At 69.7% G+C, this 25,175-nt stretch carries 27 protein-coding genes; 15 read left to right on the forward strand and 12 right to left on the reverse strand.

Features of this window, described 5'->3' with window-relative positions; all coding sequences use genetic code 11:
* Nucleotides 1–9: 9 nt before the first annotated feature.
* Genes folK through hda form a run of 4 tightly spaced genes read right to left on the reverse strand, consistent with a single transcriptional unit; the run spans nt 10 to nt 3,388 of the window.
* Entirely contained in the window at nt 10–480 is a 471-nt protein-coding gene (gene folK / locus ACSQ4M_RS31270) for a 2-amino-4-hydroxy-6-hydroxymethyldihydropteridine diphosphokinase (protein WP_436193254.1), read from the reverse strand.
* 3 nt (nt 481–483) lie between these two features.
* Complete coding sequence (gene pcnB, locus ACSQ4M_RS31275) at nt 484–2,034, reverse strand: polynucleotide adenylyltransferase PcnB (RefSeq protein ID WP_436193255.1); 1,551 nt, start codon at nt 2,032–2,034, stop codon at nt 484–486.
* Nucleotides 2,031–2,717, reverse strand: coding sequence for an HAD family hydrolase (locus ACSQ4M_RS31280; RefSeq protein ID WP_436193256.1), 687 nt, complete (start codon nt 2,715–2,717; stop codon nt 2,031–2,033). Before ACSQ4M_RS31280 ends, pcnB begins: the two co-directional genes overlap by 4 nt.
* Nucleotides 2,714–3,388, reverse strand: a complete 675-nt coding sequence (gene hda, locus ACSQ4M_RS31285) for a DnaA regulatory inactivator Hda (protein ID WP_056656708.1) — start codon at nt 3,386–3,388, stop codon at nt 2,714–2,716. Before hda ends, ACSQ4M_RS31280 begins: the two co-directional genes overlap by 4 nt.
* Before the next feature lie 109 nt (nt 3,389–3,497).
* Between hda and purM the strand changes: the two genes are divergently transcribed.
* Entirely contained in the window at nt 3,498–4,550 is a 1,053-nt protein-coding gene (purM, locus tag ACSQ4M_RS31290) for a phosphoribosylformylglycinamidine cyclo-ligase (protein WP_436193257.1), read from the forward strand.
* A 1-nt stretch (nt 4,551) separates the two neighbouring features.
* Here the strand turns inward: purM and ACSQ4M_RS31295 are convergent, their stop codons facing one another.
* Nucleotides 4,552–5,448, reverse strand: coding sequence for a LysR family transcriptional regulator (locus tag ACSQ4M_RS31295; protein ID WP_436193258.1), 897 nt, complete (start codon nt 5,446–5,448; stop codon nt 4,552–4,554).
* 110 nt (nt 5,449–5,558) lie between these two features.
* On the opposite strand from ACSQ4M_RS31295, the gene ACSQ4M_RS31300 reads away from it, so the two are divergent.
* Nucleotides 5,559–6,566 carry an aldo/keto reductase gene (locus tag ACSQ4M_RS31300; protein WP_436193259.1) on the forward strand — a complete coding sequence of 336 codons (1,008 nt, stop codon included), beginning with the start codon at nt 5,559–5,561 and terminating at the stop codon, nt 6,564–6,566.
* Here the strand turns inward: ACSQ4M_RS31300 and ACSQ4M_RS31305 are convergent, their stop codons facing one another.
* Entirely contained in the window at nt 6,567–7,883 is a 1,317-nt protein-coding gene (locus ACSQ4M_RS31305) for a hemolysin family protein (RefSeq protein WP_436193260.1), read from the reverse strand. It abuts the gene before it with no gap.
* Nucleotides 7,883–8,368: a hypothetical protein gene (locus tag ACSQ4M_RS31310; RefSeq protein ID WP_436193261.1), complete on the reverse strand. Its 486-nt coding sequence runs from the start codon at nt 8,366–8,368 to the stop codon at nt 7,883–7,885. The genes ACSQ4M_RS31305 and ACSQ4M_RS31310 overlap by 1 nt, the downstream gene beginning before the upstream one ends.
* Nucleotides 8,369–8,444: 76 nt before the next feature.
* Here ACSQ4M_RS31310 and ACSQ4M_RS31315 point away from each other — a divergent pair, with 76 nt between their 5' ends.
* On the forward strand, nt 8,445–9,287 hold the full coding sequence (locus ACSQ4M_RS31315) for a symmetrical bis(5'-nucleosyl)-tetraphosphatase (protein WP_436193262.1): 843 nt from the start codon (nt 8,445–8,447) through the stop codon (nt 9,285–9,287).
* 6 nt (nt 9,288–9,293) lie between these two features.
* On the opposite strand, the gene ACSQ4M_RS31320 is transcribed toward ACSQ4M_RS31315, so the two are convergent.
* Nucleotides 9,294–10,841 (reverse strand): DEAD/DEAH box helicase, encoded by a 1,548-nt coding sequence (locus tag ACSQ4M_RS31320; protein ID WP_436193263.1) that lies wholly within the window; start codon nt 10,839–10,841, stop codon nt 9,294–9,296.
* Nucleotides 10,842–10,950: 109 nt separating this feature from the next.
* The gene (aroC, locus tag ACSQ4M_RS31325) at nt 10,951–12,045 is read right to left on the reverse strand and encodes a chorismate synthase (protein ID WP_436193264.1); all 1,095 of its coding nucleotides are present in this window, start codon (nt 12,043–12,045) and stop codon (nt 10,951–10,953) included.
* Nucleotides 12,046–12,162: 117 nt separating this feature from the next.
* On the opposite strand from aroC, the gene ACSQ4M_RS31330 reads away from it, so the two are divergent.
* On the forward strand, nt 12,163–12,585 hold the full coding sequence (locus tag ACSQ4M_RS31330) for a cupin domain-containing protein (RefSeq protein ID WP_436193265.1): 423 nt from the start codon (nt 12,163–12,165) through the stop codon (nt 12,583–12,585).
* 30 nt (nt 12,586–12,615) lie between these two features.
* On the opposite strand, the gene ACSQ4M_RS31335 is transcribed toward ACSQ4M_RS31330, so the two are convergent.
* Nucleotides 12,616–13,275 (reverse strand): glutathione S-transferase, encoded by a 660-nt coding sequence (locus ACSQ4M_RS31335; protein ID WP_436193266.1) that lies wholly within the window; start codon nt 13,273–13,275, stop codon nt 12,616–12,618.
* 138 nt (nt 13,276–13,413) lie between these two features.
* Between ACSQ4M_RS31335 and ACSQ4M_RS31340 the strand changes: the two genes are divergently transcribed.
* Nucleotides 13,414–14,631 (forward strand): polyhydroxyalkanoate depolymerase, encoded by a 1,218-nt coding sequence (locus ACSQ4M_RS31340; protein ID WP_436193267.1) that lies wholly within the window; start codon nt 13,414–13,416, stop codon nt 14,629–14,631.
* A gap of 27 nt (nt 14,632–14,658) precedes the next feature.
* Here ACSQ4M_RS31340 and ACSQ4M_RS31345 read toward each other — a convergent pair whose 3' ends face one another.
* A complete protein-coding gene (locus tag ACSQ4M_RS31345; protein WP_436193268.1) occupies nt 14,659–15,117 on the reverse strand; it encodes a CBS domain-containing protein in 459 nt (152 codons plus the stop codon).
* A 100-nt stretch (nt 15,118–15,217) separates the two neighbouring features.
* Here ACSQ4M_RS31345 and ACSQ4M_RS31350 point away from each other — a divergent pair, with 100 nt between their 5' ends.
* The 4 genes from ACSQ4M_RS31350 to ACSQ4M_RS31365 are packed head-to-tail and all read left to right on the forward strand — an operon-like array spanning nt 15,218 to nt 20,076.
* Nucleotides 15,218–16,528 (forward strand): O-acetylhomoserine aminocarboxypropyltransferase, encoded by a 1,311-nt coding sequence (locus ACSQ4M_RS31350; RefSeq protein ID WP_436193269.1) that lies wholly within the window; start codon nt 15,218–15,220, stop codon nt 16,526–16,528.
* Nucleotides 16,525–17,343, forward strand: coding sequence for an alpha/beta fold hydrolase (locus tag ACSQ4M_RS31355; RefSeq protein ID WP_436193270.1), 819 nt, complete (start codon nt 16,525–16,527; stop codon nt 17,341–17,343). The genes ACSQ4M_RS31350 and ACSQ4M_RS31355 overlap by 4 nt, the downstream gene beginning before the upstream one ends.
* Nucleotides 17,343–19,703: a GDYXXLXY domain-containing protein gene (locus ACSQ4M_RS31360; protein WP_436193271.1), complete on the forward strand. Its 2,361-nt coding sequence runs from the start codon at nt 17,343–17,345 to the stop codon at nt 19,701–19,703. The genes ACSQ4M_RS31355 and ACSQ4M_RS31360 overlap by 1 nt, the downstream gene beginning before the upstream one ends.
* A gap of 43 nt (nt 19,704–19,746) precedes the next feature.
* Entirely contained in the window at nt 19,747–20,076 is a 330-nt protein-coding gene (locus ACSQ4M_RS31365; RefSeq protein ID WP_436194096.1) for an Mpo1-like protein, read from the forward strand.
* 11 nt (nt 20,077–20,087) lie between these two features.
* Here ACSQ4M_RS31365 and ACSQ4M_RS31370 read toward each other — a convergent pair whose 3' ends face one another.
* A complete protein-coding gene (locus ACSQ4M_RS31370) occupies nt 20,088–21,329 on the reverse strand; it encodes a YihY family inner membrane protein (RefSeq protein WP_436193272.1) in 1,242 nt (413 codons plus the stop codon).
* 21 nt (nt 21,330–21,350) lie between these two features.
* Here ACSQ4M_RS31370 and ACSQ4M_RS31375 point away from each other — a divergent pair, with 21 nt between their 5' ends.
* The 6 genes from ACSQ4M_RS31375 to ACSQ4M_RS31400 are packed head-to-tail and all read left to right on the forward strand — an operon-like array spanning nt 21,351 to nt 25,143.
* Nucleotides 21,351–21,743, forward strand: coding sequence for a DUF2069 domain-containing protein (locus ACSQ4M_RS31375; protein ID WP_436193273.1), 393 nt, complete (start codon nt 21,351–21,353; stop codon nt 21,741–21,743).
* A gap of 17 nt (nt 21,744–21,760) precedes the next feature.
* A complete protein-coding gene (locus tag ACSQ4M_RS31380) occupies nt 21,761–23,197 on the forward strand; it encodes an FAD-binding oxidoreductase (RefSeq protein ID WP_436193274.1) in 1,437 nt (478 codons plus the stop codon).
* 45 nt (nt 23,198–23,242) lie between these two features.
* Complete coding sequence (locus ACSQ4M_RS31385) at nt 23,243–23,482, forward strand: type II toxin-antitoxin system CcdA family antitoxin (RefSeq protein WP_436193275.1); 240 nt, start codon at nt 23,243–23,245, stop codon at nt 23,480–23,482.
* Between the two features lies 1 nt (nt 23,483).
* Entirely contained in the window at nt 23,484–23,798 is a 315-nt protein-coding gene (locus tag ACSQ4M_RS31390; RefSeq protein ID WP_436193276.1) for a CcdB family protein, read from the forward strand.
* Between the two features lies 1 nt (nt 23,799).
* Nucleotides 23,800–24,624: a thymidylate synthase gene (locus ACSQ4M_RS31395; protein WP_436193277.1), complete on the forward strand. Its 825-nt coding sequence runs from the start codon at nt 23,800–23,802 to the stop codon at nt 24,622–24,624.
* A 9-nt stretch (nt 24,625–24,633) separates the two neighbouring features.
* Nucleotides 24,634–25,143 carry a dihydrofolate reductase gene (locus ACSQ4M_RS31400; RefSeq protein WP_436193278.1) on the forward strand — a complete coding sequence of 170 codons (510 nt, stop codon included), beginning with the start codon at nt 24,634–24,636 and terminating at the stop codon, nt 25,141–25,143.
* Nucleotides 25,144–25,175 lie beyond the last annotated feature (32 nt).

Below are 25,175 nucleotides of genomic sequence, written 5' to 3' on the forward strand. Positions count from 1 at the left end.
GCAGAGGGTCTATTTCTCACATCGCGTGATCTGCTGGTCGGAGACCGTCTCCAGCGCCCCCTGCGGCACCAGGCCGGGTTCGATCTCGGCCAGCGGCCGCAGCACGAAGGCACGCTGCCACATGCGCGGGTGCGGCAGCGTCAGCCGCGGCAGTTCCAGCCCACGGTCGGCATACAGCAGCACATCGAGATCCAGCGTGCGCGGCGCGTTGACGTAAGGGCGCTCACGCCCCGCTTGCAGTTCGAGTGCCTGCAAAGCATCCAACAGGTCCAGCGGCGCCAGGTGCGTCGCCAGCTTCGCCACAGCGTTCACGTAGTCCGGCCCCCCCGCATCGACCGGTGCACTGCGGTACAGCGACGACGCGCGCACCAGACGTGTGCCCGGCAGCCGGTCCAGTTCTGCCAGCGCCCACAAGACGGCCGCCCGCGCATCGCCCAGGTTGCCGCCCAGGCCGACGAAGGCGGTGGCGGCAGCGGCCACGGCTCAGGCGCCGTTGTCCGGCGTGGGTGCGACCTCTACGCGTTCGCCGGCCGGCTTGCGGCGGCGGCGCCGCTTCTTGGGCGCCACGGCGGTCTCATCGTCTTGGGGCGCTGCCGCAACGTCCGATGCATCGGCCTCGCGCTTGGGGCCTTTCACGACGCGCACGCGCGCGCGGCCCGATTCCTCCCGCGCCTGGTCCAGCAGATCGTGCCGGCGCTCGTCGCTGGCCAGGCTGAACTCCTGCCACCACTCGGCCAAGGCCTCGTCGATCTCGCCGCAGTCGGCGCGCAGGCGCATGAAGTCGAATGCGGCACGGAAGCGCGGCTGTTCGACCAGGCTCCAGGGCGCGCTGCCGGTGCGCTTGTCAAAGCGCGGCTGCATGGTCCAGGTCTCGCGCATGTCGCCGGCCAGCTTGCCGCGGCCCGAGACGTCGCCGATGCGCGCGCTGAACACGTCCTCGATGGCGTCCTGCAGCGCAGGGAACGGCGGCTGGCGCTTGTGCTCGACGCGCGTCTTCCACCCGTCGCGCACATCGGCCCACAGCACGCAGGCCAACAGGAAGCTGGGCGCCACAGGCTTGCCCTCGCCAACGCGGCGGTCGGTGTCCTGCAGCGCGGCGCGCACGAAGGGCTGGTCGGCGCGTTCGACCACGAGGTCCAGCAGCGGGTAGATGCCGGTCGCCAGGCCCAATTCCTTGAGCTTGTCGATGGTGGCGATGGAATGCCCGGTCTGCAGCAGCTTGAGCATCTCGTCGAACAGGCGGCTTTGCGGCACGTCGGCCAGCAGCTGCTGCGACTTGACCAGGGGTGCTGCGGTCTTGGGCTCGATCTTGAAACCCAGCGCGTTGAGCTTGGCCGCGAAACGCACGGCACGGATGATGCGCACCGGGTCTTCGCGGTAGCGCGTGGCGGCGTCGCCGATCATGCGGATGCTGCGGTTCTGCACGTCCTTCAGGCCGTCGTGGTAGTCCACCACGATCTGGCGCTTGGGGTCGTAGTACATCGCGTTGATGCTGAAGTCGCGCCGCGCGGCATCCTCTTCCTGCGGCCCCCAGACGTTGTCGCGCAGCACGCGGCCAGTGGCGTCCACGGCATGCTGCATGCCGGCCAGCTCGCTCTTGCTGGTGCGCTCGTTGCCGGCCACCTGCTCGGCCGCGGCGTTGTCCAGGTAGGCGCGGAAGGTGGAGACCTCGATGACCTCGTGCTCGCGCCCGCGGCCGTAGACCACGTGCACGATGCGAAAGCGCCGGCCGATGATGAAGGCGCGGCGGAACAGGCCCTTGACCTGCTCGGGCGTGGCGTTGGTGGCCACGTCGAAGTCCTTGGGCTTGAGGCCCACCAGCAGGTCGCGCACGGCGCCGCCGACGATGTAGGCCTCGTAGCCGGCCTGCTGCAGCGTGCTGACCACGTTGGCGGCGCGCTCGTCCACGAGCTTGGGGTCGATCTTGTGGACCTCGGCCGCAATCTCCTGGCGCTTGCCGAACTTGGGGCGGGCACGGCTGGCGGGGGCGGCGGAACTCTTGCCCAGCAGCTTGTCGATGAGTTTCTTGATCATGTGAGTTTTTCGAACAGGTCCAGGATGCGCCAGCCGCGCGCCTGCGCGACCGCCCGCAGGTGGTCGTCGGGATTGGTGGCCACCGGAACCTGGACCTTCTCCAGGAGCGGCAGATCGTTGATGGAGTCGGAGTAGAAGGTGCAGTGCACGCTGTCCCAGGTCAGGCCGCGTTCGTCCAGCCAGGCCTGCATGCGCGTGACCTTGCCCTCGCGCGCCGAGGGCACGCCGCGGATCGCGCCGGTGATCCAGTCGCCGCCGTCGGGCAGGGGTGCACGCTCCAGCTGCACGGCGATCAGGTGCTCGATGCCCAGGGCCTGGGCGATCGGCGCAGTGACGAACTCGTTGGTGGCCGTGACCAGCAGCAGCGTGTCGCCGCGTGCGCGGTGCAGCTCGACGAGTTCACGCGCCGCCGGTAGCAGGGCCGGCAACACCATCTCGCGCATGAAGTCGGCATGGGCGGCGGCCGCAGCCTGCGGGCCGCGCTCGCGCACGGCGTCGGTGGCGAAGCGCACGTAATCGTGGATGTCCAGCGTGCCGGCCTTGTAGTGCGCGTAGAACGCGTCGTTGCGCCGGGCAAAAGCCTCGGGGTCAGTCCAGCCGATGCGGGTGGTGTAGACGCCCCAGGCGTAGTCGGAATCGATCTGCAGCAGCGTGTGGTCCAGATCGAACAAGGCCAGGTTCAAGTGTGCTCCAGCATGGACTTGATCAGCGGAATGGTGATGGCGCGCTGCGTCTGCAACGCATAGCCGTCCAGATGGTCCAGCAGCTGGACCAGGCTGGCCAGGTCGCGGCTGAAGCGCCGCAGCATGAAGTCCATCACCTCGTCGGGCAGGAAGATGCCGCGCGCGTCGGCCTGCTGGCGCAACACGGCGCGGCGCTCGGCCTCGGACAGCAGCTGCAGCTGGAACACATGGCCCCAGCCCAGGCGCGAACGCAGGTCGTCGCGCAGTGGCAGGTCGGCCGGCGGCAGCGTGCCGGCACCCAGCACCCAGCGCTGCAGGCCCTGGGCGTTGACGAACCAGTTGAAGGCCGCGTGCTGCTGCACGGCCGAGTAGTGCTGCACGTCGTCCAGCAGCACGGCGGCCCAGTCCTCGTCGAATTCCGGGGGCTCGGCCACGCTCGGGTCGAGCCAGCCGATCTTGCCGCCCTGCTCGCGCAGCGCCGCGCGCACGGCCTCCAGCAGATGGCTCTTGCCACTGCCCTCGGGCCCCCACAGGTAGGTGGGCACCGGCGAGCGCGTGGGGCTGCCGGACCACAGCTGCAGATGCTGCAGCGCAGCCTCGTTCGGTCCGGCGAAGAAGTTCGCCAGCGTAGGGCCGGAAGCCAGACCGATGTCGAGGGCCAACTGTTGCATCAAAGGGGATGGAGCGAGGTAGCGGGGGGAGCCCCCGTAGAATTCGCGCGGATTTTAGTCTTCTCCGCGTACCCATTGCCCCCTGTGCCGTCGCAGGCACCCTGCCCCCATGAGCAACACCCCCGCCTCCCCCTCCCCGCTGTCCTACAAGGATGCCGGTGTCGACATCGACGCTGGCGACGCCCTGGTCGAGCGCATCAAGCCGCTGGCCAGGAAAACCATGCGCGAGGGTGTGCTGGCCGGCATCGGCGGCTTCGGCGCGCTGTTCGAGGTGCCCAAGCGCTACCAGGAGCCGGTGCTGGTCTCGGGCACCGACGGCGTGGGCACCAAGCTGCGCCTGGCCTTCGAATGGAACATGCACGACACCGTGGGCATCGACCTGGTGGCCATGAGCGTCAACGACGTGCTGGTGCAGGGCGCCGAGCCGCTGTTCTTCCTCGACTACTTCGCCTGCGGCAAGCTGGATGTGGACACCGCCGCGGCCGTGGTCGGCGGCATCGCCAAGGGCTGCGAGCTGTCGGGCTGCGCGCTGATCGGCGGCGAGACCGCCGAGATGCCCGGCATGTACCCGCCCGGCGAATACGACCTGGCCGGCTTCGCCGTCGGCGCCGTGGAGAAGAGCAAGATCCTGACGGGCAAGGGCGTGGTCGCCGGCGACGTGGTGCTGGGCCTGGCCTCGGCCGGCGTGCACTCCAACGGCTTCAGCCTGGTGCGCAAGTGCATCGAACGCGCCGAAGCGGCCGGCAGCCTGCCCGCCCTGCTGGATGGCAAGCCCTTCAAGCAGGCCGTGATGGAACCCACCCGCCTGTACGTCAAGAACGTGCTGGCCGCGCTGGCGCGGCACCCGATCAAGGCGCTCGCCCACATCACCGGCGGCGGCCTGCTGGAGAACATCCCGCGCGTGTTGCCCGAGGGTCTGGCCGCCCACCTGAAGGCCGGCAGCTGGCCGCAGACCGAGCTGTTCGCCTGGCTGCAAGCCACGGCCGGCATCGACGACATCGAGATGAACCGCACCTTCAACAACGGCATCGGCATGGTCGTCGTGGTGCCGGCGGCCGAGGCCGAGGCCACAGCCGCGACGCTGCGCGCGGCCGGCGAGACGGTCTACACCATCGGCGCCATCGCGGCGCGCGGCGACGGCGCTGCGGTGGTGGTGGCCTGAACTAGGCCGCCTGCCGGGCCTGCACCCAGTCCATGAAGGCCCGCAGCGCCGGGCTGACCTGGCGCCGGCCCGGGTAGTACAGGTGAAAGCCCGGCTCGGGCGGACACCAGTCGGCCAGCACCTGCACCAGCTGGCCGGCCGCCAACCCGGGCGCCGCCATGGCTTCGTAGATGTAGGCCCAGCCCACGCCGCCCAGCGCGGCGCCCAGGGCCAGGCGCTGGTCGTCCACGGTCAGCGGGCCGGACACATCCAGCGCCTTCGCCACCTCGCCCTTGCGGAACTGCCAGTGGTACAGCGCCCCGCTCGGGAAGCGTTGGCGCACGCAGGGCCGCGCCAGCAGGTCTTCGGGCAACTGCGGAAGGCCCTGGGCCTGGGCGACATCGGGCCGCGCCACCACGCAAAAGCGCTGCACCGGCCCCACCGGCACCGCCACCATGCCTTGCGGCAAGGCCTCGGGAAAGCGCACACCCGCATCGAAACCGCCCGGCACGATGTCGGCCATGGCGTCCTGGCTGCTGACCTCCAGCGCGATACCGGGATGGGCGCGCAGGAAATCGCCCAGCAGGGGCTCCAGCCACAAACTCGCGGCGCTGCGCGGCAGGTTCAGCCGCAGCGTGCCACGCACCAGCGCCTGGAACTGGCCCACGTTGGCCAGCGCGCTGTCCAGCCCGGCCAGCAAGGGTCGCAGCTCGGCCAGCAGCGCGCGGCCGGCCTCGGTGGGTGCCACGCTGCGCGTGGTCCGCTGCAACAGCGGCACGCCCAGGGATTGCTCCAGCGTGCGCACGGCCTGGCTCAGCGCCGAGGGCGAGACGTTCATGGCCTGCGCCGCGCGCCGGTAGCTGGACCATTCGGCCACGGCGGCCAGCGCGCGCAAGTGCAGGAGTTCGGGTGTGGCCATGGCGGGCAATTGTGCAGCCAGGCCGCACAGTGCGTGAACACGATGGCGGATTGTGCGCCGTAGCTTGGCGATGGATGATCCGGCCTCCAACGCACAGGGAGCCTCTTGCCATGACCACACCCATCACCCCCCGCCCGCTCGCCGGCCACGCCATCCACCTGCTCGGCCTGGGCTGCATGGGCATGAGCGAGTTCTACGGCCCGTCCGACGAGGCCGAGTCGCTGGCCACCCTGCGCGCCGCGCGCGAACTGGGCGTGCAGCACTTCGACACGGCCGACACCTACGGCCTGGGCCACAACGAGGAACTGCTGGGCCGCTTCCTGCGCGCGCTGGCTCCGGCCGAGCGGGCCGGCCTGGTGGTCGCCACCAAGTTCGGCATCGTGCGCACCAAGGGCACCTACGAACGCCGGATCGACAACTCGCCGGCCTACATCCGCGCCGCCTGCGAGGCCTCGCTCCAGCGCCTGGGCGTGGAGCGCATCGGCCTGTACTACTGCCACCGGCGCGATCCGCAGGTGCCGCTGGCCGAGGTCGTGGGCGCCATGGCCGATCTCGTGCGGGCCGGCAAGGTCGCCGCATTGGGCTTCTCGGAGATCAGCGCGGACAGCTTGCGCCAAGCCCACGCACAGCATCCGGTCGCGGCCGTGCAGAGCGAGTATTCGCTCTGGGAGCGCGGCGCCGAGGCGGCCGTGCTGCCCGCCGCGCGCGAACTGGGCGTGGCCTTCGTCGCCTACAGCCCGCTGGGCCGTGCCGTGCTGACCGACCGGCCGCCCGAGGAGCAGAGCCTGGCAGAAGACGACTTCAGGCGCGCCTTGCCGCGCCTGCAGGGCGCGGCCGGCGCGGCCAACCTGCAGCTGCGCGAACGCCTGGCCGCGCGCGCGGCCGAGCTCGGCCAGCCGGTGGCCGCCCTGGCCCTGGCCTGGCTGCTGCAGCGCCAGCCGCATGTGCTGCCGATCCCGGGCACGCGGCGCCAGGCCCATCTGCGCCAGAACCTGGCGGCCTGCGCGCTGCAGTTGCCCGACGCGCTGCTGGCCGAACTCGATGCCCTGTTCGCGCCTGGTGCGGTGCAGGGCGCGCGCTACCCGGATGCCGGCTTCGCAGGGGTGGAAACCCGCTGATCAGCCGCCCGCGCTGCCCTCTTCCGCGCGCAGCGGCTGCGCCAGCACCTTGTCGATACGCCGGCCATCCAGGTCCAGCACCTCGAACACCCAGCCCGCGCATTCGATGCGCTCGCCCGTGGCCGGCATGTGACCCGAAACGGCCATGAGCAGTCCGGCCACGGTGTTGTAGCGGCCGCGGTCTTCCTCGGGCAATTCGTCGATGTCCAGGCGCGCCTTGAGTTCGCCGACCGGCATCAGCCCGTCCAGCAGCCAGGAGCCGTCGCCGCGCGCCGTGGCCCAGGCCTCGGTCTGGGTCTCGGGCTGCAGCTCACCGGTGATGGCCTCCAGCAGGTCGCGCGGCGTCAGCACGCCCTGCACGACGCCGTATTCGTCGACCACGAAGACCATGCGCCCGGCACGCGCGCGGAACTGCTCCAGCAGTTCCAGGCCCGACAAGGTCTCGGGCACGAAGGTGGCCGCCAGCGCGTGCGTGCCGATCAGCGCCTCGCGGTCCTGGCCGGCCAGCGCCAGCAGGCGCGCCACACTGACGATGCCGACCACGTCCTCCAGCGAGCCGCGGCACACCGGATACCAGGAGTGGCCGGCGTGCTCGGCCTCGCCGCCGGCCAGGCGCAGCGCCTCCAACACCGGCAGGCTGGCATCGAGCCAGCCCACCTCGTCGCGCGGCACCATGATGGAGGTCAGCGGGCGCTCGTCCAGGCGGAACAGGTTGCGCACCATGCGGTGTTCGTGCGCCTCGATCACGCCGGCGTCCACGCCCTCTTCCAGGCTGGCGTCGATTTCCTCTTCGGTCATGGCGCGGTTGCCGGCCGTGTCCACGCGCAACGCCGCCAGCACACCCTGCGTGCTCAGCGAAAGCAGCCGCACGAAGGGCTTGGCCACCATGGCCACCCAGGTCATGGGCCGGCTCACGAGGTGCGCCACCTTTTCGGGATGCAGCTGCGCAATGCGCTTGGGCACCAGTTCGCCGAACACGATGGTCACGAAGGTGATGGCCGTGACCACCAGCGCCGTGGCCACGACGTCGGCCACGCCGGGGCCCAGGCCCAGCGCTTCCAGCCACTTGGCGACGGCGCTGCTGAACGCGGCCTCGCCCAGGATGCCGTTGAGCATGCCGATCAGCGTGATGCCGACCTGCACCGACGAGAGGAAGCGCGTGGGGTTGGCCAGCAGCGCCAGGGCCGCCGCCGCGCCCTTGTCGCCACTCTCGGCCATGGCCACCAGGCGCGCCTTGCGGCTGGTGGCCAACGCCATCTCCGACATGGCGAACACGCCGTTGAGCGCAGTCAACAGCGCGATCAGCAGGAAGTCCATCAGGGCAGGGGCGTTGGCCCAGACAGCGGCAGGGACACGGCGTAGGCCTTGTCCAGCGCCATCCAGGTCACGAGCACGGCGCCCAGCACCATCACGCCATACAGCATGCGGTGGATGTCCTCGCGCGGCCGCGCGATCGACCAGATCTCCTGGAATGCGCGACCGAAGTGCGCACGCACGCGGTCCAGCCGGCGCCGCCCCACCACGATGGAGATCTGCATGCGCTTGATCGCGAGCAGCCCGTACAGGCAGATGGCCCAGGTGATGACCACCAGCACCCAGTGGCGCACGCCTCCTTCGGTGATCGGATCGACAAGCTGGTGCACGCCGGCCAGCAGCAGCGCGTAGATCACCAGCGCATAGGCACCGGCCCACCACTGCTGGCGCGTGAAGAGCTCGATGTCGGCCACGCAGGCGCCGTAGGCCATCTGCAGCTCCGAGCGGTCGATGTCACTCAGCTCTCCGAAACCCGAAGTCGAATCCATGGCAATCCTCCCTGATGGCTGTGCAATCTACAGCATTCGGCGCCGTGTAGAGTCGCGCGTCGTTGTTGGAGAACACATGGCGTCTTATCTGATCGGGGATGTGCAGGGTTGCGACGAGCCGTTGGGCCGGCTGCTGCAGGCCATCGATTTCTCACCCAGCCGCGACACCGTCTACGTGCTGGGCGACCTGGTCAACCGCGGCCCGGCCTCGGCCGAGGTGCTGCGCCGGCTCATGGCGCTGGAGGGCAGCGCGCGCTGCCTGCTCGGCAACCACGACATGCACCTGCTGGCCTGCGCCTGGGGCGTGCGCCGCCCGCACAAGCGCGACACGCTGGACGCCCTGCTGGCCGCGCCCGACCGCGCCGCGCTGCTGGACTGGCTGCGCTGCCAGCCGCTGGCAATCCACGAGACCGTGGCCGGCCGCGAACTGCTCATGGTGCATGCCGGCGCGCTGCCGCAATGGACGGCCGAGCGCACGGCCGCGCTGGCCGCCGAGCTGCAGGACGTGCTGAGCGGCCCGCACATCGGCGACTTCCTGCACGAGATGTACGGCAACCAGCCCGACCACTGGGACGACGCGCTGACCGGCAACGCGCGCCTGCGCGTGGTCATCAACGCGCTCACGCGGCTTCGCTTTTGCAGCGCCGAGGGGCAGATGGAGTTCGAGACCAAGGAAGGAGTGAGCGCAGCGCCCGAGGGCTTCATGCCCTGGTTCGAGGTGCCGGGCCGGCGCACGGCCGACGTGGCGGTGGCCTTCGGCCATTGGTCCACGCTGGGCTGGCTGGACCGTGACGACCTCTATTGCCTGGACACGGGCTGCGTATGGGGTGGCCCGCTCAGCGCGCTGCGCGTGGGCGCCAGCGCCGCGCGGCAGGCCTTGGTGCAGGTCGACTGCCCGCAGGCACAGCAACCCGGCTGAGGCCGGTCAACCAGCCGAGGTTTCCGGCTGCGGTGCGGCGGCCGGTGCCGGCGCCGGGGCTGGTGCCTTGAACAGCGCGGCCAGCTTGCGCCTGGGCTTGATGTTGGCCGAGACGCCGCTGCGCACGGTCTCGCGCTTGCTCTCCCAACCGGGCGCACCGGCAGCCGATGCATTCGCCTCGTAGGGCTGATTGAAGAACGGATCCTGCGCCGGAGCGGCCGAACGGCGCGGCGCGCGCTCGCGGGGTTCGGGCCGGTCACGCGGGCCGTCCATCACGTCGCGCGGATCGTCGCCGCCCCAGGCGCGGCGGCCTTCGTTGAAGCGGCCCTGCTCGCGGATGCGCGGCATGTCTTCGTCGTACTCGAAGGCCTCGATCTCGATCTTGGTCTTGATGAGCTTCTCGATCTCGGCCACCAGGCGCACATCGTTGCCGCCACCGGCGAAGCTGACGGCCAGGCCCGAGGCGCCAGCGCGGCCGGTGCGGCCGATGCGGTGCACGTAGTCCTCGGCGTTGAACGGGATGTCGAAGTTGAACACCGCCGGCACGTCCTTGATGTCCAGGCCGCGCGCGGCCACGTCGGTGCAGACCAGCAGGTCGACTTCGCCCTTCTTGAACGCGTCGAGCGCCTTCAGGCGCTCGTCCTGGCTGCGGTCGCCGTGCAGCGCGTTGGTCTTGAGGCCTTCGCGCTCGAGCGCGCGGGCCAGCCGGGCGCAGCCCAGCTTGCTGTTGACGAACACGAAGGCCTGACGCAGCTGGCGCTTGCGCAGGATCTGGTGCAGCGCGCGGCGCTTGTTCTCGTCCGTGACGCTGTAGAAATGCTGCTCCACGGTCGAGGCCGTGGCATTGGAGCGCGCCACCTCGATGGTGGTCGGGTCCTGCAGGTAGCTGCCGGCCAGGCGCTTGATCTCGGGCGAGAAGGTGGCCGAGAACAGCAGCGTGGTGCGCTGCTTGGGCAGGTAGGACAGGATGCGCTGCAGGTCGGGCAGGAAGCCGATGTCCAGCATGCGGTCGGCCTCGTCGAGCACCACGTACTCGACCTGGTTCAGCACCGCGTTCTTGGCCTCGATGTGGTCCAGCAGACGGCCCGGCGTGGCCACCAGCACCTCGACGCCCTTCTTGAGCTCGAGGGTCTGCGGCTTCATGTCGATGCCGCCGAACACCACCGTGCTGCGCAGCTGCGTGTACTTGGCGTACAGCTTGATCTGCTGCGCCACCTGGTCGGCCAGTTCACGCGTGGGCAGCAGCACCAGCGCGCGCACGGGGTGGCGCGCGGGCGAGGTCGAGGCGTTCTCGTGGCGCAGCATGCGCTGCAGCAGCGGCAGCGAGAAGGCTGCTGTCTTGCCGGTGCCGGTCTGGGCAGCGCCCATCACGTCGCGGCCCGTCAGCACCACCGGGATGGCCTGCGCCTGGATCGGCGTCATGCTGCTGTAACCCATCTCGGCCACGGCGCGCGCCAGCGGCTCGGCGAGGTTCAGCTGAGAGAAGGAAGCGGTCGGCGGTGCGGTGTCGGCGGGCGTTGCGCCTGCCTCGGGAGCGGTTGCGGAGTCGGTCATCAAGTCCAGGGTTCAAGCGCTACCAAACAGATAGCAGGCCGGCGCGCGAGGATGAGGCCGGGCCGCGATTATCGCGCAAGGGGGGCAAACCCCTGTGACAGGTGCAGTTTCAGGCACTTGCGGGGATGGGTCCCACGGCCTGGCGCACGTCGCCGCACTGGGCGCGCTGGCGCAGTGCGTGCTCCATCACCACCAGCGCCAGCAGTGCCTCGACGATGGGCGTGGCGCGGATGCCCACACAAGGGTCGTGTCGGCCCTTGGTCACCACCTCCACGCTCTGGCCGGTGGTGTCGATGGATTCGCGCGGCGTGATGATGGAACTGGTCGGCTTGATCGCGATGGACACGTCCAAATCCTGGCCCGTGCTGATGCCGCCCAGCACGCCGCCGGCGTTGTTGGAGAGGAAGCCCTGCGGCGACAGCGAGTCGCCGTGCGTGCTGCCGCGCTGCGCCACGCTGGCAAAGCCGGCGCCGATCTCCACACCCTTGACGGCGTTCAGGCCCATCATGGCAAACGCGATGTCGGCGTCGAGCTTGTCGAACAGCGGCTCGCCCAGGCCCACGGGCATGCCGCTGGCCGTCACGCGCACCCGTGCGCCGCAGGAATCGCCGGCCTTGCGCAGCCGGTCCATGTAGGCCTCCAACTGCGACACATCGGCGACGGGCGCGAAGAACGGGTTGTTGGGCACATGGTCCCAGCTCTCGAACGGGATCGCGATCTCGCCCACCTGGGTCATGCAGCCGCGGAACTGCACGCCATAGCGCTCGCGCAGCCACTTGCGCGCGACCGCGCCGGCCGCCACCGTGGGGGCCGTGAGCCGGGCCGAGGAACGACCGCCGCCGCGCGGGTCGCGGATGCCGAACTTGTGCCAGTAGCTGTAGTCGGCATGGCCGGGGCGAAAACTCTGCGCGATCGCGCTGTAGTCCTTGCTGCGCTGGTCGGTGTTGCGGATCAGCAGCGCGATCGGCGTGCCCGTGGTGCGGCCTTCGTAGACGCCCGACAGGATTTCGACCTGGTCGGGCTCGGCGCGTTGGGTCACGTGGCGGCTGGTGCCGGGGCGGCGGCGGTCCAGTTCGACCTGGATGTCGGCCTCGGACAGTTCCATGCCGGGCGGGCAGCCGTCGATCACGCAGCCGATGGCCGGACCGTGCGATTCCCCGAAATTGGTAACTGCGAAAAGGGTGCCGAAGGTGTTGCCGCTCATGGCGCGATTATCGACCAGCCCCTCGCCATGGCCGGTGGACAGCCTGGGAACGGTTCATGCTTCGCATGCAAGACACCCCTCGCCGGTGTGGAACCCCTTCTCAGCGAAAGGCAAACCATGTTGGACCGCACAAGCACCAAGTTCTCCCACGTCAAGGAAGGCGATACGCAATACGTGAGCGGCGGATTGCGCGATTTCTTTCTCTACCGCGACCTCGGCATCGCCGAAGCCACGCACGGAAAGGTGATCGCGCACCTCGTGAAGGCCAACATGGCACCAGAAACGGGCACCGGCTGGCACCGCCATGAGGCGGACTTCCAGATCGTCATCATGGTCAAGGGCTGGGCCCGCTTCATGTACGAGGACAAGGAAACCCTGGTCGAGGCCGGCGACGTGGTGCACCAGCGCCCCGGCATCCGCCACTACCTGTTCGACTACTCGCCCGACATGGAGTATCTGGAGATCGTCTCGCCCGCAGACTTCAAGTCGGTGGACGTGGACCCGGTCTGCGAGGTTCCTGCGGCCACGCCCTGGAAGTGAGCACGGTGGCGGCCCAGGCCGCCGCCAGTTTCAGAACTCAGCGTCCAGTTCGTCGATCTCGTCGGGCTCCTTGCGGGCCTCGGCGATCCACTCCTTGAGCGCGGGCAAAGCCATCATCTGCTTGCAGTAGTCCACGCAGGCTGGCGGCAGCGGCACGTCGTAGGTCAGGAAGCGCGTGACCACCGGCGCGTACATGGCATCGGCGATGCAAGGCTTGTCGCCGAACAGGTACGGGCCGCCGTAGGCTTGCAGGCACTCGGTCCAGATCTCCAGGATGCGGTCCACGTCGGCCTGCGCACGCGACCAGATCTTGAAGCCGGGAAAGTGCGCCTTGATGTTCATCGGCAGCGAGGAGCGCAGCGCCGAGAAGCCCGAGTGCATCTCGCCGCAGATCGCGCGGCAGTGCGCGCGCGCGGCCTGGTCGGCCGGCAGCAGGCCGGCCTTGGGCTTGAGCTCGTTGAGGTACTCGCCGATGGCCAGCGTGTCCCACACCTGCACCTTGCCGTTCTGCAGCGAAGGCACGCGCATGGAGGACGACAGCAGCAGCATCTCGGCCTTCATCGCCGGATCGTCAGGCGAGACCACGTTCTCGTTGAACTCCAGCCCCGCCAGCCGGGCCATGAGCCAGCCGCGCAAGGCCCAGGCTCCGTAGTTCTTGCTGCTGATCGTCAATACCGCCTTGGTCGCCATGGGATCGCCTCCAGTGTCGGCATGTTCAGCAAACGCTGTGCCAGACATGTGACAGGCCCTGCATTCCTCCGGTCGGCGGCGCATGGCCCGCAACTTGCCTGCCTGGGTACAAACCCGATCGACTCCACGAGACACCGCATGCTGTACCAGGCCTACCAGCTCCAATCCGACCTCCTGTCGCCGATGCGGCTGCTGGCCCAATCGCTGGGGAACGCGCTGTGGCTCGAGGACACCGACCGCAGCCCGCTGCGCGCATGGTCCGCCGCCGGGACCGTGTTCTCGCGCATGCGGCTCACGCACAGCCGGCCGGCCTACGGCATCGACCAGGCCATCGTCGACGGCGTGGCCGTGCCTGTCACCGAAGAAGTCACGCTCAGGAAACCGTTCGGCAGCCTGCTGCACTTCAAGCGCGCGCTGCAGCCGCACACGCCGGCCCAGCCGCGCATGCTGCTGGTGGCACCGCTGTCGGGCCACTTCGCCACGCTGCTGCGCGACACCGTGCGCACGCTGCTGCGCGACCACGACGTCTACATCACCGACTGGCACAACGCGCGCGACGTGGGTCTCAAGCACGGCGCCTTCGCGCTGGACGACTACATCGCCTACATGATCGAGTTCACCGCCGCATTGGGGCCCGGAACGCATGTGATGGCGGTGTGCCAGCCCTGCGTGGCTGCGCTGGCCGCCACGGCCATCATGGCCGAGGACGACCATCCGGCCCAGCCCGCCAGCCTGACGCTGATGGCCGGCCCGGTGGATTGCCGCGTGAACCCCAGCGGCGTGAACGAACTGGCCACCAGCAAGCCCATCGAATGGTTCGAGCAGAACCTGATCAGCCACGTGCCGCTGCCGCATGCCGGCTTCATGCGCCGTGTGTACCCGGGTTTCGTGCAGCTCACGGCCTTCATGAGCATGAACCTCGAACGCCACAAGCAGCAGTACAAGGACATGTACAAATACCTGCTCGAAGGCGACATCGAGAAGGCCGAGACCATCCGCGTGTTCTACGACGAATACCTGGCCGTCAACGACCTGCCGGCCGAGTTCTACCTGGAGACGGTGGAGAAGGTGTTCCAGACCTACGACCTGCCATTGGGCAAGCTGACCTACCGCGGTCGCCTCGTCAACACCAAGGCCATCCGCCGCACCGCGCTGATGACGGTGGAAGGCGAGCGCGACGACATCTGCTCGGTCGGCCAGACCCTGGCCGCGCAGGACATGTGCCCCAACGTGCGGCCCTACCGCAAGACCCACCACGTGCAGACCGGCGTGGGCCACTACGGCGTGTTCAGCGGCCGGCGCTGGAACCAGGAGATCTACCCGCGCGTGCGGGACATGGTCTACGCGATGGAGTGAACGCTGCGGCGCTCCACGCCGCCCGCTTCAGCCCTTGCCGTCTTCTTCCTCGCCACCCGGCCAGTCGCGGATGTAGGCCTTGAGCATCTTGTTCTCGAAGTTCTGGCTGTCCACCACGGCCTTGGCCACGTCGTAGAAGCTGATCACACCCATCAGCATGCGCTTGTCCATGACGGGCATGTAGCGCGCGTGGCGCTCCAGCATCATGCGGCGCACCTCGTCGAGTTCGGTCTCGGCCGTGCAGGTCAGGGGCGCATCGTCCATGGCACTGCGCACCAGCGTCGAGCCGAGCGCGCCACCGTTCTTCACAACGGTCTGGATCACCTCGCGGAAGGTCAGCATGCCGACCAGATCGCCGTGGTGCATGACGACCAGCGAGCCGATGTCCTTCTCGGACATGATGCTCACGGCACCCGCCAGTTCCTCGTCCGGCGTGACGGTGAAGAGCGTGTTGCCTTTGACGCGCAGAATGTCGCTGACTTTCATGGGGGCCTCCTGGTGATCGTCCGCGACGCGGAACTGCCCAGGGAATATAGCCCACAATCGCGCCCAAACTGACCCCGTTCCCCCTGGAGGAGACCCTCGCATGCCCGGTTATTCGGACCCCGGCTTCGACACCTTGGCGCTGCATGCCGGCGCCGCGCCCGACCCGGCCACGGGCGCGCGTGCCGTACCCATCCACCTGTCCACGTCCTTCGTGTTCGAGTCCAGCGACCATGCGGCTGCGCTGTTCAACCTCGAACGCGCAGGCCACGTGTACTCGCGCATCAGCAACCCGACCAACGCGGTGCTCGAACAGCGCGTGGCGGCGCTGGAAGGCGGCATCGGCGCCATCGCCACCGCGAGCGGCCAGGCCGCGCTGCACCTGGCCGTCGCCACGCTGATGGGCGCCGGCAGCCACATCGTTGCCAGCACGGCGCTGTACGGCGGCTCGCAGAACCTGCTGCACTACACGATGCGGCGCTTCGGCATCGATACGACGTTCGTGAAGCCCGGCGACATCGACGGCTGGCGTGCCGCCATCCGGCCCGAGACGCGCCTGCTGTTCGGCGAGACCGTGGGCAACCCCGGCCTCGACGTGCTGGACATCCCCACCGTCTCGGCCATCGCCCACGAGGCCGGCGTGCCGCTGCTGGTGGACTCCACGCTGACCTCGCCCTGGCTCATCAAGCCCTTCGATCTTGGCGCGGACCTCATCTACCACTCGGCCACCAAGTTCCTGTCGGGCCACGGCACCGTGATCGGCGGCGTGCTGGTCGACGGCGGCAGCTTCGACTGGGCCGCATCGCACGCCACGAGCGGCCGCTTCGCCGAGCTGGCCCAGGCCTACGACGGCTTCCACAACATGGTGTTCACCGAGGAGAGCACCGTCGGCGCCTTCCTGCTGCGCGCACGCCGCGAAGGCCTGCGCGACTTCGGCGCCTGCATGAGCCCGCACACGGCCTGGCTGATCCTGCAGGGCATCGAGACGCTGCCGCTGCGCATGGAGCGCCACATGGCCAACACGCGCAAGGTGGTCGAGTTCCTGGCCGGCCAGCCCTTCGTGTCGCGCGTCGGCCATCCGCTGCTGGAGAGCCACCCCAGCCACGCACTGGCCAACAAGCTGCTGCCGCGCGGTGCCGGCTCGGTGTTCAGTTTCGACCTCAAGGGCAACCGCGCGCAGGGCAAGAAGTTCATCGAGACGCTCAAGATCTTCAGCCACCTGGCCAATGTGGGCGACTGCCGCTCGCTGGTCATCCACCCGGCCAGCACCACGCACTTCCGCATGAGCGACGAGGCGCTGGCGGCGGGAGGCATCGGCCAGGGCACGATCCGGCTGTCGATCGGGCTGGAAGATGCCGACGACCTCATCGACGACCTCAAGCGGGCCCTGAAGGCGGCGGAGAAAGCAGCATGATCGTCACCGTCAACGGCGCCCCCACCTACTGCTACACGGGCGGCAAGCCCTTCGATGCAGCCAAGCCCACCGTAGTCTTCATCCACGGCGTGCTCAACGACCACAGCGTCTGGATCCTGCAGAGCCGCTACCTCGCCCACCACGGCTTCAACGTGCTGGCGGTGGATCTGCCTGGCCACTGCCGCAGCGCAGGCGAGGCGCCCTCCTCCGTCGAGCAGGCGGCGGACTTCATCGCCGCGCTGCTGGACGCGGTCGGCGTGCAGCGTGCCGCGCTGGTCGGCCACAGCTGGGGCTCGCTGATCGCGCTCGACGCCGCGGCCCGGCTGGGCGAACGCGTCACGCAGCTCGTGCTGGTCGGCACGGCCTTCCCGATGAAGGTCTCGCAAGCCCTGCTCGACGCCGCCCAGAACGACCCCGAGGCCGCGATGAAGATGGTCAACGTGTTCTCGCGCTCGACGCTGGCGGCACCGCCCTCGGCACTGGGGCCGGGCACCTGGGTCTATGGCGCCAGCCTCGCGCTGGGCCGGCGCGTGCTGCGCAGCAACCAGGGCGCCAACGTGTTCCACCGCGGCTTCCTGGCCTGCGACCGTTACACCCACGGCGAAGAGGCCATCGCGCAGATCGCCTGCCCGGTGCTGTTCGTGCTCGGCGCGCAGGACCAGATGACGCCGCCCAAGGCCGCGCAGGGTCTCATCGCCAGAGCCAAAGCCGCCGGCAAGAACGTGCAGGTGGCGCAACCACCCGTGGGCCACCACCAGATGACCGAAACGCCGGACGACACGCTGTTCGCGATCCGCGACTTCCTGTCGCGCTGATGCCGGGCCTGCAGCGCTTCTGGCAAGCGGTGGCGTTGCTGGCGGCGGCGCTGATCGGCTTCGGCCTGATCCTCTGGCTCGCCGCCAACTGGGACGACTTCGGCCGCATGGGTCGCTTCGCAGTGCTGCAGGGCGCCCTGGCCATCGCCGCGCTCGCAGCTGCTGCGCGGCCGGCCCTGCGCGTGCCCGGCGCCCTGGCCGCGCTGCTCGCCACGGGCGCGCTGTTCGCCTACTTCGGCCAGACCTACCAGACCGGCGCCGATCCCTGGCAGCTGTTCGCGCTGTGGGCCTTGCTGGCCCTGCCGCTGGCGCTGGCCGCGCGCAGCGACGCGCTGTGGCTTCCCTGGGGCCTGGTGGCCATGGCGGCGGTCGCGCTGTGGGCCCAGGCGCACACCGGCCACGCCTGGCGCGTGCGGCCGCAGGATCTGCCGGTGCACGCCAGTGCCGTCGCGGCCTCCGCGCTGGTGGTGGCAGTGCTGTCGCCCTGGGCGCGCCGCTACACGGGCGCCGGGCCCTGGGCGTTCCGGCTGGCTGTGGCCCTGTTCGCCGTGCTGCCGACGCTGACCGCGCTGGGCGGCCTGTTCCGCGAGGTGCCTGCGCCGCAGTTCGCGGCCGCCCTTGTGCTGTTCGCGGCGGCCGCGGCCGGCTTCGCCAGCCGCCGCGCCTTCGACCTGTTCGCACTCAGCGTGGCCACGCTGGCCCTGGACACGCTGCTCGTCGCCGGCGCCGCGCGCTGGCTGCTCGACGGCGACTTCGATGCCATCGGCCATCTCCTGCTGTTGGGCCTGGCGGCCGCGACGCTGTTGGCACTGTCCGTGCGCTGGGTGCAACGGCGCGCGCAGGCCTGCGGCGCCTGGGCCGCAGGTAGCGCGGCGACGGCGGCAGGCGAGCGCCCCGGGCCCGTGGTGCTGCTGACCGCGCTGGGCGCCTGGCTGGCCGCGCTGCCCTTGCTGGGTGCCGTGGCGCTGCTGCTCGGCGACTGGATCCACGCCGGCACCGGCCCCTACGCGGTCGGCGTGCTGCTGCTGGCGCTGGCCGGCACGCTGCTGCGCCGGCCCCGTGCGTCGGTGTTCGTCGAACAGCTGGCCCTGCCGCTGCTGCTGTCCGGCCTGGGCACGCTGGGCTACGGCCTCGCACGCGACCTGCCGTTGCGGCTGGCGGCGGGCCTGCTGGCCTGCCTGCTGCTCGCACTGGCCCGGCTGGCCGGTGCACGGCAGCGCTGGCTGCAGGATTGGCTGGGCGCCGCAGCGGCCGCTGCGGCGGTACTGGCGCTGCACGGTGAGGACGACTGGCACCAAGGCAGCCTGTTGTGGCTGGCCCTGCACGGCATCGTGCTGCCGGGCCTGGCCGCACTGCAGCGCCCCGCCCTGGCGGCCACGGCCACGGGCTGGCTCGGGCTGGCGCTGGCCGGGCTCGCCCTGGCATCTGGCACGGGCTTGCTGGTCGGCGCCATGCCCGGGTCCATGGAACCGTTCGCCGGCAATGGCGGGCTGGTGGCGCCCGGCCGCTGGACGGCGGCGGCTTCGGTGCTGCTGGCGCTGGCTGCCGCGGCCCAGGCCGCACGGCACTGGCCTGGCTTGCGGCGGCCGGGCTGCGCCGCGGTGGCACTGGTCCTCGCCGCGCTGTGCGCCTTCCTGCCCATGCTGGGCGGCGTGCTGCTGATCGCCGCAGTGGCAGCCACCGGTGGCCACCGCCGGCTGGCCCTGTGTGCTGCGCTCGCCGCGGCCTGGGCCGTGGGCGGCTTCTACTACACGCTGGCCTGGCCGCTGGCGCACAAGGCCGTGCTGATGGTGGCCTGCAGCGCGGCGCTGGCGGCGCTGGCCTGGGGTGGCGCACGCCTGCACGGCGGCGCCATCGCGCCAGCGTCCAGGCCGCGCACCGCCGCGCTGCTGCTGGGCGGCCTGGCCACGCTGCTGCTTGCCAACGGCGGCATCTGGCGTAACGAGCGGCTGATTGCGCACGGCCAGCCGGTCTTCGTTGCGCTGGCCCCGGTCGATCCGCGTTCGTTGATGCAGGGCGACTACATGCGGCTGCGGTTCCAGTTGCCGCCGGATACCGAGGAGCGGCTCGCGCAAGACCAGGACGGCGCACGGCCGCAGGCGGTCGCGCGGCGCGACGCGCGCGGTGTGGCCGAGCTGCTGCGCGTCGCGACGCCGGGGGAGCCGCTGGCCGCCGGTGAGTTCACGATGACGCTGGCACCCAAGGACGGCCGCTGGACGCTGGTCACCGACGCCTGGTTCTTCCGCGAGGGCGATGCCGAGCGCTTCGCACAGGCCCGCTATGGGGAATTCCGTGTCGCGCCGGACGGCGGCGCCCTGCTCGTGGGGCTGGCGGACGCCGAGCTGCAAGCGTTACGATGAATCCGAGCCCTGCGATGAAAGGGCCAGGAGACAGCGCATGAGCATGCTTCCGTCGGTGGCGCCCGTCGATCCGCGCCGTTTCAAGAGCTTCGCCGAGTTCTACCCGTTCTACCTCTCCGAGCACCGCGACCGCACCTGCCGGCGGCTGCACTTCGTGGGCAGCACGCTGGGGCTGGCCTGCCTGGCCGTGCTGCTGTTCACCGGCCAGTGGCGCTGGCTCTTCATCGGCCTGGGTTGCGGCTACCTGTTCGCCTGGATCGGCCACTTCGGCTTCGAGAAGAACAAGCCCGCGAGCTTCAAGCGCCCGCTCTACAGCCTCCTGGGCGACTGGGCCATGTACCGCGACATCTGGCTGGGGAAAATCAAGCTCTGACCGCTACAGCGCTATAGCGCATCCCGCAACCGCAGCGCGTCCCAGCGCCCCTTGTCCCACAACCCGGCCAGCGGTGCGCTGCGGTCCAGCAGCAGCCGCTCGAACAGCGGCGCAAGCGGCGTGCACTCCGGGTCGGCCAGCAGCACGTAACGCGCCTCGGCATCGGCGCCTGTGCCATGTTCGGCCTCGTCCAGCCGCGCCACCCAGTCCAGCCCGACCAGCGCCTGCAGCACGGGCTCGAGCTGCAGCTTGGTCGTGCCCAGCGCGCGGCCGAGCTCGCCGGCCGACAGGCCATGCGCCTCGCCGCTGCGCGCGCCGTGCAGGTGCTGCAGCACTTCGACGGCCAGGTGGAAGTGCCAGCCGTAGGTGGCAGTGGGCCGCGCCACGCCGGCCAGCAGGCTGGGCAGGTAGGCCGCGATCACGGCCCCCAGCAGCACGATGGTCCAGGCCAGGTAGATCCACAGCAAGAGGATGGGCGCCGTGGCAAAGGTGCCGTACATGGCCGAGTAGGTCGGCACCGAAGCGATGTAGAGCGACAGCAGCCGCTTGGCCAGCTCGATGCCCACCGAGACGAAGATGCCGCCGGCCAGCGCGTGGGCCCACTTCACATGGGTGTTGGGCACGTAGCGGTAGACCGCTGCCATGCCCAGCGCGAGCAGGCCGAACTCGAGGGCGTCCAGCAGCACGCGCACGCCGCCGGGCAGGCTGTCCACCAGGCCGCGCGAGGACGACAGCGCGTACGAGGTCATCGCCAGGCTGGCGCCCAGCAGCAACGGGCCCAGCGTGATCAGCGCCCAGTAGATGAGCACGCGCTGGCCCAGCGGCCTCGGGCGTGGCACGCGCCAGACGCGGTTGAGCGTGCGGTCGATCGTCAGCACCAGCGCCAGTGCCGTGACCAGCACCACGGCCAGCCCCAGGCTGCCGAGCCGGCTGGCCTGGCTGGCGAACTGCGTGAGGTAGCCCAGCACCTGGCGCGCGATGGTCTCGGGCACCAGGCTCTGCACCAGCCAGCGCTGCAGCACCTGCTGCACCGTGCCGAACATCGGGAACACCGTGAAGATGGCCAGCGCCACCGTGAACAGCGGCACCAGGGCCAGCATGGTGGTGAAGGTCAGGCTGCTGGCGGTCAGCGCGAGCTGGTCTTCGCGGAAGCGTTCGCGCAGCGTGTGCGCAGTGGTGCGCCAGGGGAAATGCGCCAGATCACCCAGCAGCGCGTGCAGGCGCTCGGGCATGTGGCTGGGTGCGGCAGACATGCTCGTTATCATGCCAGCCCCATGCCTGCAGCCCCCCTGGACCCCACCGTCGCCTGGACCCGCCGGATCGCCGTCGCGAGCCTGCTCGCGATGATCGCCCTGGGCCTGGCCTGGGAGCTCTGGCTCGCGCCGCTGCGCCCGGGTGGCAGCTGGCTTGCGCTCAAGGTGCTGCCGCTGTGCATCCCGCTGGCGGGCCTGCTCAAGAACCGCATGTACACCTACCGCTGGCTGAGCCTGCTGATCTGGCTGTACTTCACGGAAGGCGTGGTGCGCGCCTGGAGCGACCCGCTGCCGGCCGGCCGCTGGTGCGCTTGCGCGCAGCTGCTGCTGTGCCTTCTGCTGTTCGCCGCCTGCGCGATGCACGTGCGGCTGCGCTTTCGCAATGCCCGGCTGGCTGCGGCCGCCGGCGAATGAACGAGGACCTCGACCCCATGACCGCTGCCCTGCTCGACTCCCTGCGCGCCATCGTCGGCGACGCCCATGTGCTGGCCGACGGCGACCTCTCGGCCTGGGAACAGGACTGGCGCAAGCGCGAGCGCGGCAAGGCCCTGGCCGTGGTGCGGCCCGCCAGCACCGAGCAGGTGGCGGCCGTCGTCAAGGCCTGCGCGGCGGCCGGCGTCAGCATCGTGCCGCAGGGCGGCAACACGGGCCTGGTCTGCGGCTCCATCCCCGACGCGAGCGGCCGCCAGATCCTGCTCTCGACCAGGCGCATGCACGCCGTGCGCGCCATCGATCCGGCCAACCTCACGGTCACGGTGGAGGCCGGCTGCGTGCTGCAATCGCTGCAGGAGATCGCCGAGAAAGAGGGCTTCCTGTTCCCGCTGAGCCTGGGCGCCGAAGGCAGTTGCACCATCGGCGGCAACCTCTCGACCAATGCCGGCGGCACCCAGGTCGTGCGCTACGGCAACGCGCGCGAGCTGTGCCTGGGCCTAGAGGTGGTGACGGCCGAGGGCGAGGTCTGGAGCGGCCTCACCGGCCTGCGCAAGGACAACACCGGCTACGACCTGCGCGACCTGTTCGTCGGTGCCGAGGGCACGCTGGGCATCATCACGGCCGCGACCATGAAGCTCTACCCGCTGCCGGCCGTGCAGCTGACGGCCTGGGCCGCCGTGCCCTCGATGGAGCACGCCGTGGAACTGCTGGGCCTGGCCCACCGCACGCTGGGTGCGGGGCTCACCGGCTTCGAGGTCATGGGCCGCTTCGCGCTGAGCCTGGTGGCCAAGCACTTCCCGCAGCAGCGCGTGCCCTTCGTGACGGCTGCAGCCGAATCGGCCGACGAAACGCCCTGGTGTGTGCTGCTGGAGAACTCCGACGACGAATCCGAGGAGCATGCGCGCAGCCGCTTCGAGAAGCTGCTGGAGATCGCGTTCGAGGCCGGCTGCGTGAGCGACGCCGTGATCGCCGAGAACCTCTCGCAGGCGCGCGCGCTCTGGCACGTCCGCGAGAGCATCACGCTGGCCCAGGTCGAGGAAGGCCTGAACGTCAAGCACGACATCTCGATCCCGGTCTCGCGCATCCCCGAATTCGTGCGCGTGACCGATGCGCTGCTCGCCGAGAAGATCCCCGGCGTGCGCATGGTCGACTTCGGCCACCTGGGCGACGGCAACCTGCACTACAACGTGCAGGCGCCGGAAGGTGTCGATGCCAGGGCCTTCCTGGCCGCGCAGGAAGAACACATCAACACGTTGGTGTTCGACTCGGTCAAGGCCTTCGACGGCTCGATCTCGGCCGAGCACGGCGTGGGCAGCTTGAAGCAGCACAAGCTGCCGCACTACAAGTCGCCCGTGGCGATGAAGCTCATGCACGCGATCAAGGGCGCGCTGGACCCCGAGAACCGCATGAACCCGGGGCGCGTGCTGGAGACCTGACATGCGCCTAAAATCTGCGCATTCTCTTTGCGCAGAAACGATGCCATGCCCCGCTTTGACAACGCCCCCAAGAAAGCCACCAACCTGTCGCTGAATGCCAAGGTGTTGGAACTGGCCCGTGAGATGGGCATGAACCTGTCGCAGACCGTCGACGAGTTGCTGGCAGCGGAGGTCAAGCGCCGGTATTGGGAACGGTGGAACGAAGAGAACAAGGACGCCGTGGCCGCCTACAACGCCCGCATCGCCAAAGAGGGCCTGCCATTGGCCAAGTACCGCAGCTTCTGACATGGCCCGCTTCGACGTGTTCCGCCATCCCGATGCCGGGCTGCGCAAATTCACCCCTTACCTGCTGGACATCCAGAACGACTACATCAACAGTGTCGACACCCGCGTCGTGCTGCCGATGCGCTCTGCCAAGCTGTTTGGCCCGCCCATGCGCGACCTCAACCCTGGCTTCGAGATCGATGGCATGGCGGTCGTGCTCGACACACCGGCCATCGCGGCGTTCCCGGCCGCGGAACTGCGCCAACCTGTGCTGAGCCTGCGGGCGCAGTCTGATGCGATCGTCAGCGCCCTCGACACACTTTTCGGCTCGTACTGACATGACCACCCAATCCACGTCCCGCCCCATCCGCTCCCAATACGAAGACTTCATGCGCCACGTGCACACCCATGGCGTGGCCAAGGGCGACCGCACGGGCACGGGCACCAGGAGCGTGTTCGGCCACCAGATGCGCTTCGACCTGTCCGAGGGCTTTCCGCTGGTCACGACGAAGAAGGTGCACCTCAAATCCATCATCGTGGAACTGCTGTGGTTCCTGACCGGCTCGTCCAACAACCACTGGCTCAAGGAGCGCGGCGTGTCGATCTGGGACGAGTGGGCCAGGGAAGACGGCGACCTGGGCCCGGTCTACGGCGTGCAGTGGCGCTCCTGGCCCACGCCGGATGGCGGCCACATCGACCAGATCGCCGAAGTCGTCAAGCAGCTCAAGAGCAACCCCGATTCGCGCCGCATCATCGTGAGCGCCTGGAACGTGGCCGACCTCTCGAAGATGGCCCTCATGCCTTGCCATGCCTTCTTCCAGTTCTACGTGGCCGAGGGCAAGCTCAGCTGCCAGCTGTACCAGCGCAGCGCGGACATCTTTTTGGGCGTGCCGTTCAACATCGCCAGCTACGCGCTGCTCACCCACATGCTCGCGCAGCAGTGCGACCTGGAAGTCGGCGACTTCATCTGGACCGGCGGCGACTGCCACATCTACAGCAACCACGTGGAGCAGGTGGAACTGCAGCTCTCGCGCGATCCGCGCCCCTACCCGCTGCTGAAGATCCTGCGCAAGCCCACCTCGATCTTCGACTACCAATACGAAGACTTCGCCATCGAAGGCTACGACCCGCATCCCGCCATCAAGGCGCCGGTGGCGGTGTGAAGGATTGAGATGCCCACGCTGCACCTGATCTGGGCCCAGGCCGCGAACGGCGTCATCGGCCGCAACAACACCCTGCCCTGGCGCTTGCCCGAGGACATGGCGCACTTCAAGGCCACGACCATGGGCTGCCCGGTGGTCATGGGCCGCAAGACCTGGGATTCGCTGCCGCCCAGGTTCCGGCCGCTGCCCGGCCGCATCAACATCGTGCTGACGCGCCGTGCCGACTGGCAGGCCGATGGCGCGCTGCGCGCCGCCTCGCTCGAAGAGGCCCTGGGCCTGTGCCCGGCCGAGGCCAAGGTCTGGGTCACGGGCGGGGCCGATGTCTATGCGCAGGCGCAGCCGTTGGCCAGCACGGCCGTAGTGACCGAGATCGAGGCGACGTTCGAAGGCGACGCCTTCGCGCCGCAGCTGGACGGCGCGTGGACCGAAGTCGCGCGCGAGCGCCAGGTGTCGGCCACGGGGTTGGCCTTCAGCTTCGTGCACTACCGCAACACCGCGGCCCCGGCCACCGCGGCTTGAGTCGCGGGGCCGTAGGCCCCATCCGACCCCGC

It is taken from the genome of Pseudorhodoferax sp. LjRoot39 (assembly GCF_964253035.1).
Classification (GTDB): Bacteria; Pseudomonadota; Gammaproteobacteria; order Burkholderiales; family Burkholderiaceae_C; genus Pseudorhodoferax.

Excerpts from the sequence above, each read along its gene's own strand:
- pcnB (WP_436193255.1), bottom strand. The coding sequence starts at position 2,034 with ATGATCAAGAAACTCATCGACAAGCTGCTGGGCAAGAGTTCCGCCGCC.
- hda (WP_056656708.1), bottom strand. The coding sequence starts at position 3,388 with ATGCAACAGTTGGCCCTCGACATCGGTCTGGCTTCCGGCCCTACGCTG.
- purM (WP_436193257.1), top strand. The coding sequence starts at position 3,498 with ATGAGCAACACCCCCGCCTCCCCCTCCCCGCTGTCCTACAAGGATGCC.
- ACSQ4M_RS31295 (WP_436193258.1), bottom strand. The coding sequence starts at position 5,448 with ATGGCCACACCCGAACTCCTGCACTTGCGCGCGCTGGCCGCCGTGGCC.
- ACSQ4M_RS31300 (WP_436193259.1), top strand. The coding sequence starts at position 5,559 with ATGACCACACCCATCACCCCCCGCCCGCTCGCCGGCCACGCCATCCAC.
- ACSQ4M_RS31305 (WP_436193260.1), bottom strand. The coding sequence starts at position 7,883 with ATGGACTTCCTGCTGATCGCGCTGTTGACTGCGCTCAACGGCGTGTTC.
- ACSQ4M_RS31310 (WP_436193261.1), bottom strand. The coding sequence starts at position 8,368 with ATGGATTCGACTTCGGGTTTCGGAGAGCTGAGTGACATCGACCGCTCG.
- ACSQ4M_RS31315 (WP_436193262.1), top strand. The coding sequence starts at position 8,445 with ATGGCGTCTTATCTGATCGGGGATGTGCAGGGTTGCGACGAGCCGTTG.
- ACSQ4M_RS31320 (WP_436193263.1), bottom strand. The coding sequence starts at position 10,841 with ATGACCGACTCCGCAACCGCTCCCGAGGCAGGCGCAACGCCCGCCGAC.
- aroC (WP_436193264.1), bottom strand. The coding sequence starts at position 12,045 with ATGAGCGGCAACACCTTCGGCACCCTTTTCGCAGTTACCAATTTCGGG.
- ACSQ4M_RS31330 (WP_436193265.1), top strand. The coding sequence starts at position 12,163 with ATGTTGGACCGCACAAGCACCAAGTTCTCCCACGTCAAGGAAGGCGAT.
- ACSQ4M_RS31335 (WP_436193266.1), bottom strand. The coding sequence starts at position 13,275 with ATGGCGACCAAGGCGGTATTGACGATCAGCAGCAAGAACTACGGAGCC.
- ACSQ4M_RS31340 (WP_436193267.1), top strand. The coding sequence starts at position 13,414 with ATGCTGTACCAGGCCTACCAGCTCCAATCCGACCTCCTGTCGCCGATG.
- ACSQ4M_RS31345 (WP_436193268.1), bottom strand. The coding sequence starts at position 15,117 with ATGAAAGTCAGCGACATTCTGCGCGTCAAAGGCAACACGCTCTTCACC.
- ACSQ4M_RS31350 (WP_436193269.1), top strand. The coding sequence starts at position 15,218 with ATGCCCGGTTATTCGGACCCCGGCTTCGACACCTTGGCGCTGCATGCC.
- ACSQ4M_RS31355 (WP_436193270.1), top strand. The coding sequence starts at position 16,525 with ATGATCGTCACCGTCAACGGCGCCCCCACCTACTGCTACACGGGCGGC.
- ACSQ4M_RS31360 (WP_436193271.1), top strand. The coding sequence starts at position 17,343 with ATGCCGGGCCTGCAGCGCTTCTGGCAAGCGGTGGCGTTGCTGGCGGCG.
- ACSQ4M_RS31365 (WP_436194096.1), top strand. The coding sequence starts at position 19,747 with ATGCTTCCGTCGGTGGCGCCCGTCGATCCGCGCCGTTTCAAGAGCTTC.
- ACSQ4M_RS31370 (WP_436193272.1), bottom strand. The coding sequence starts at position 21,329 with ATGTCTGCCGCACCCAGCCACATGCCCGAGCGCCTGCACGCGCTGCTG.
- ACSQ4M_RS31375 (WP_436193273.1), top strand. The coding sequence starts at position 21,351 with ATGCCTGCAGCCCCCCTGGACCCCACCGTCGCCTGGACCCGCCGGATC.
- ACSQ4M_RS31380 (WP_436193274.1), top strand. The coding sequence starts at position 21,761 with ATGACCGCTGCCCTGCTCGACTCCCTGCGCGCCATCGTCGGCGACGCC.
- ACSQ4M_RS31385 (WP_436193275.1), top strand. The coding sequence starts at position 23,243 with ATGCCCCGCTTTGACAACGCCCCCAAGAAAGCCACCAACCTGTCGCTG.
- ACSQ4M_RS31390 (WP_436193276.1), top strand. The coding sequence starts at position 23,484 with ATGGCCCGCTTCGACGTGTTCCGCCATCCCGATGCCGGGCTGCGCAAA.
- ACSQ4M_RS31395 (WP_436193277.1), top strand. The coding sequence starts at position 23,800 with ATGACCACCCAATCCACGTCCCGCCCCATCCGCTCCCAATACGAAGAC.
- ACSQ4M_RS31400 (WP_436193278.1), top strand. The coding sequence starts at position 24,634 with ATGCCCACGCTGCACCTGATCTGGGCCCAGGCCGCGAACGGCGTCATC.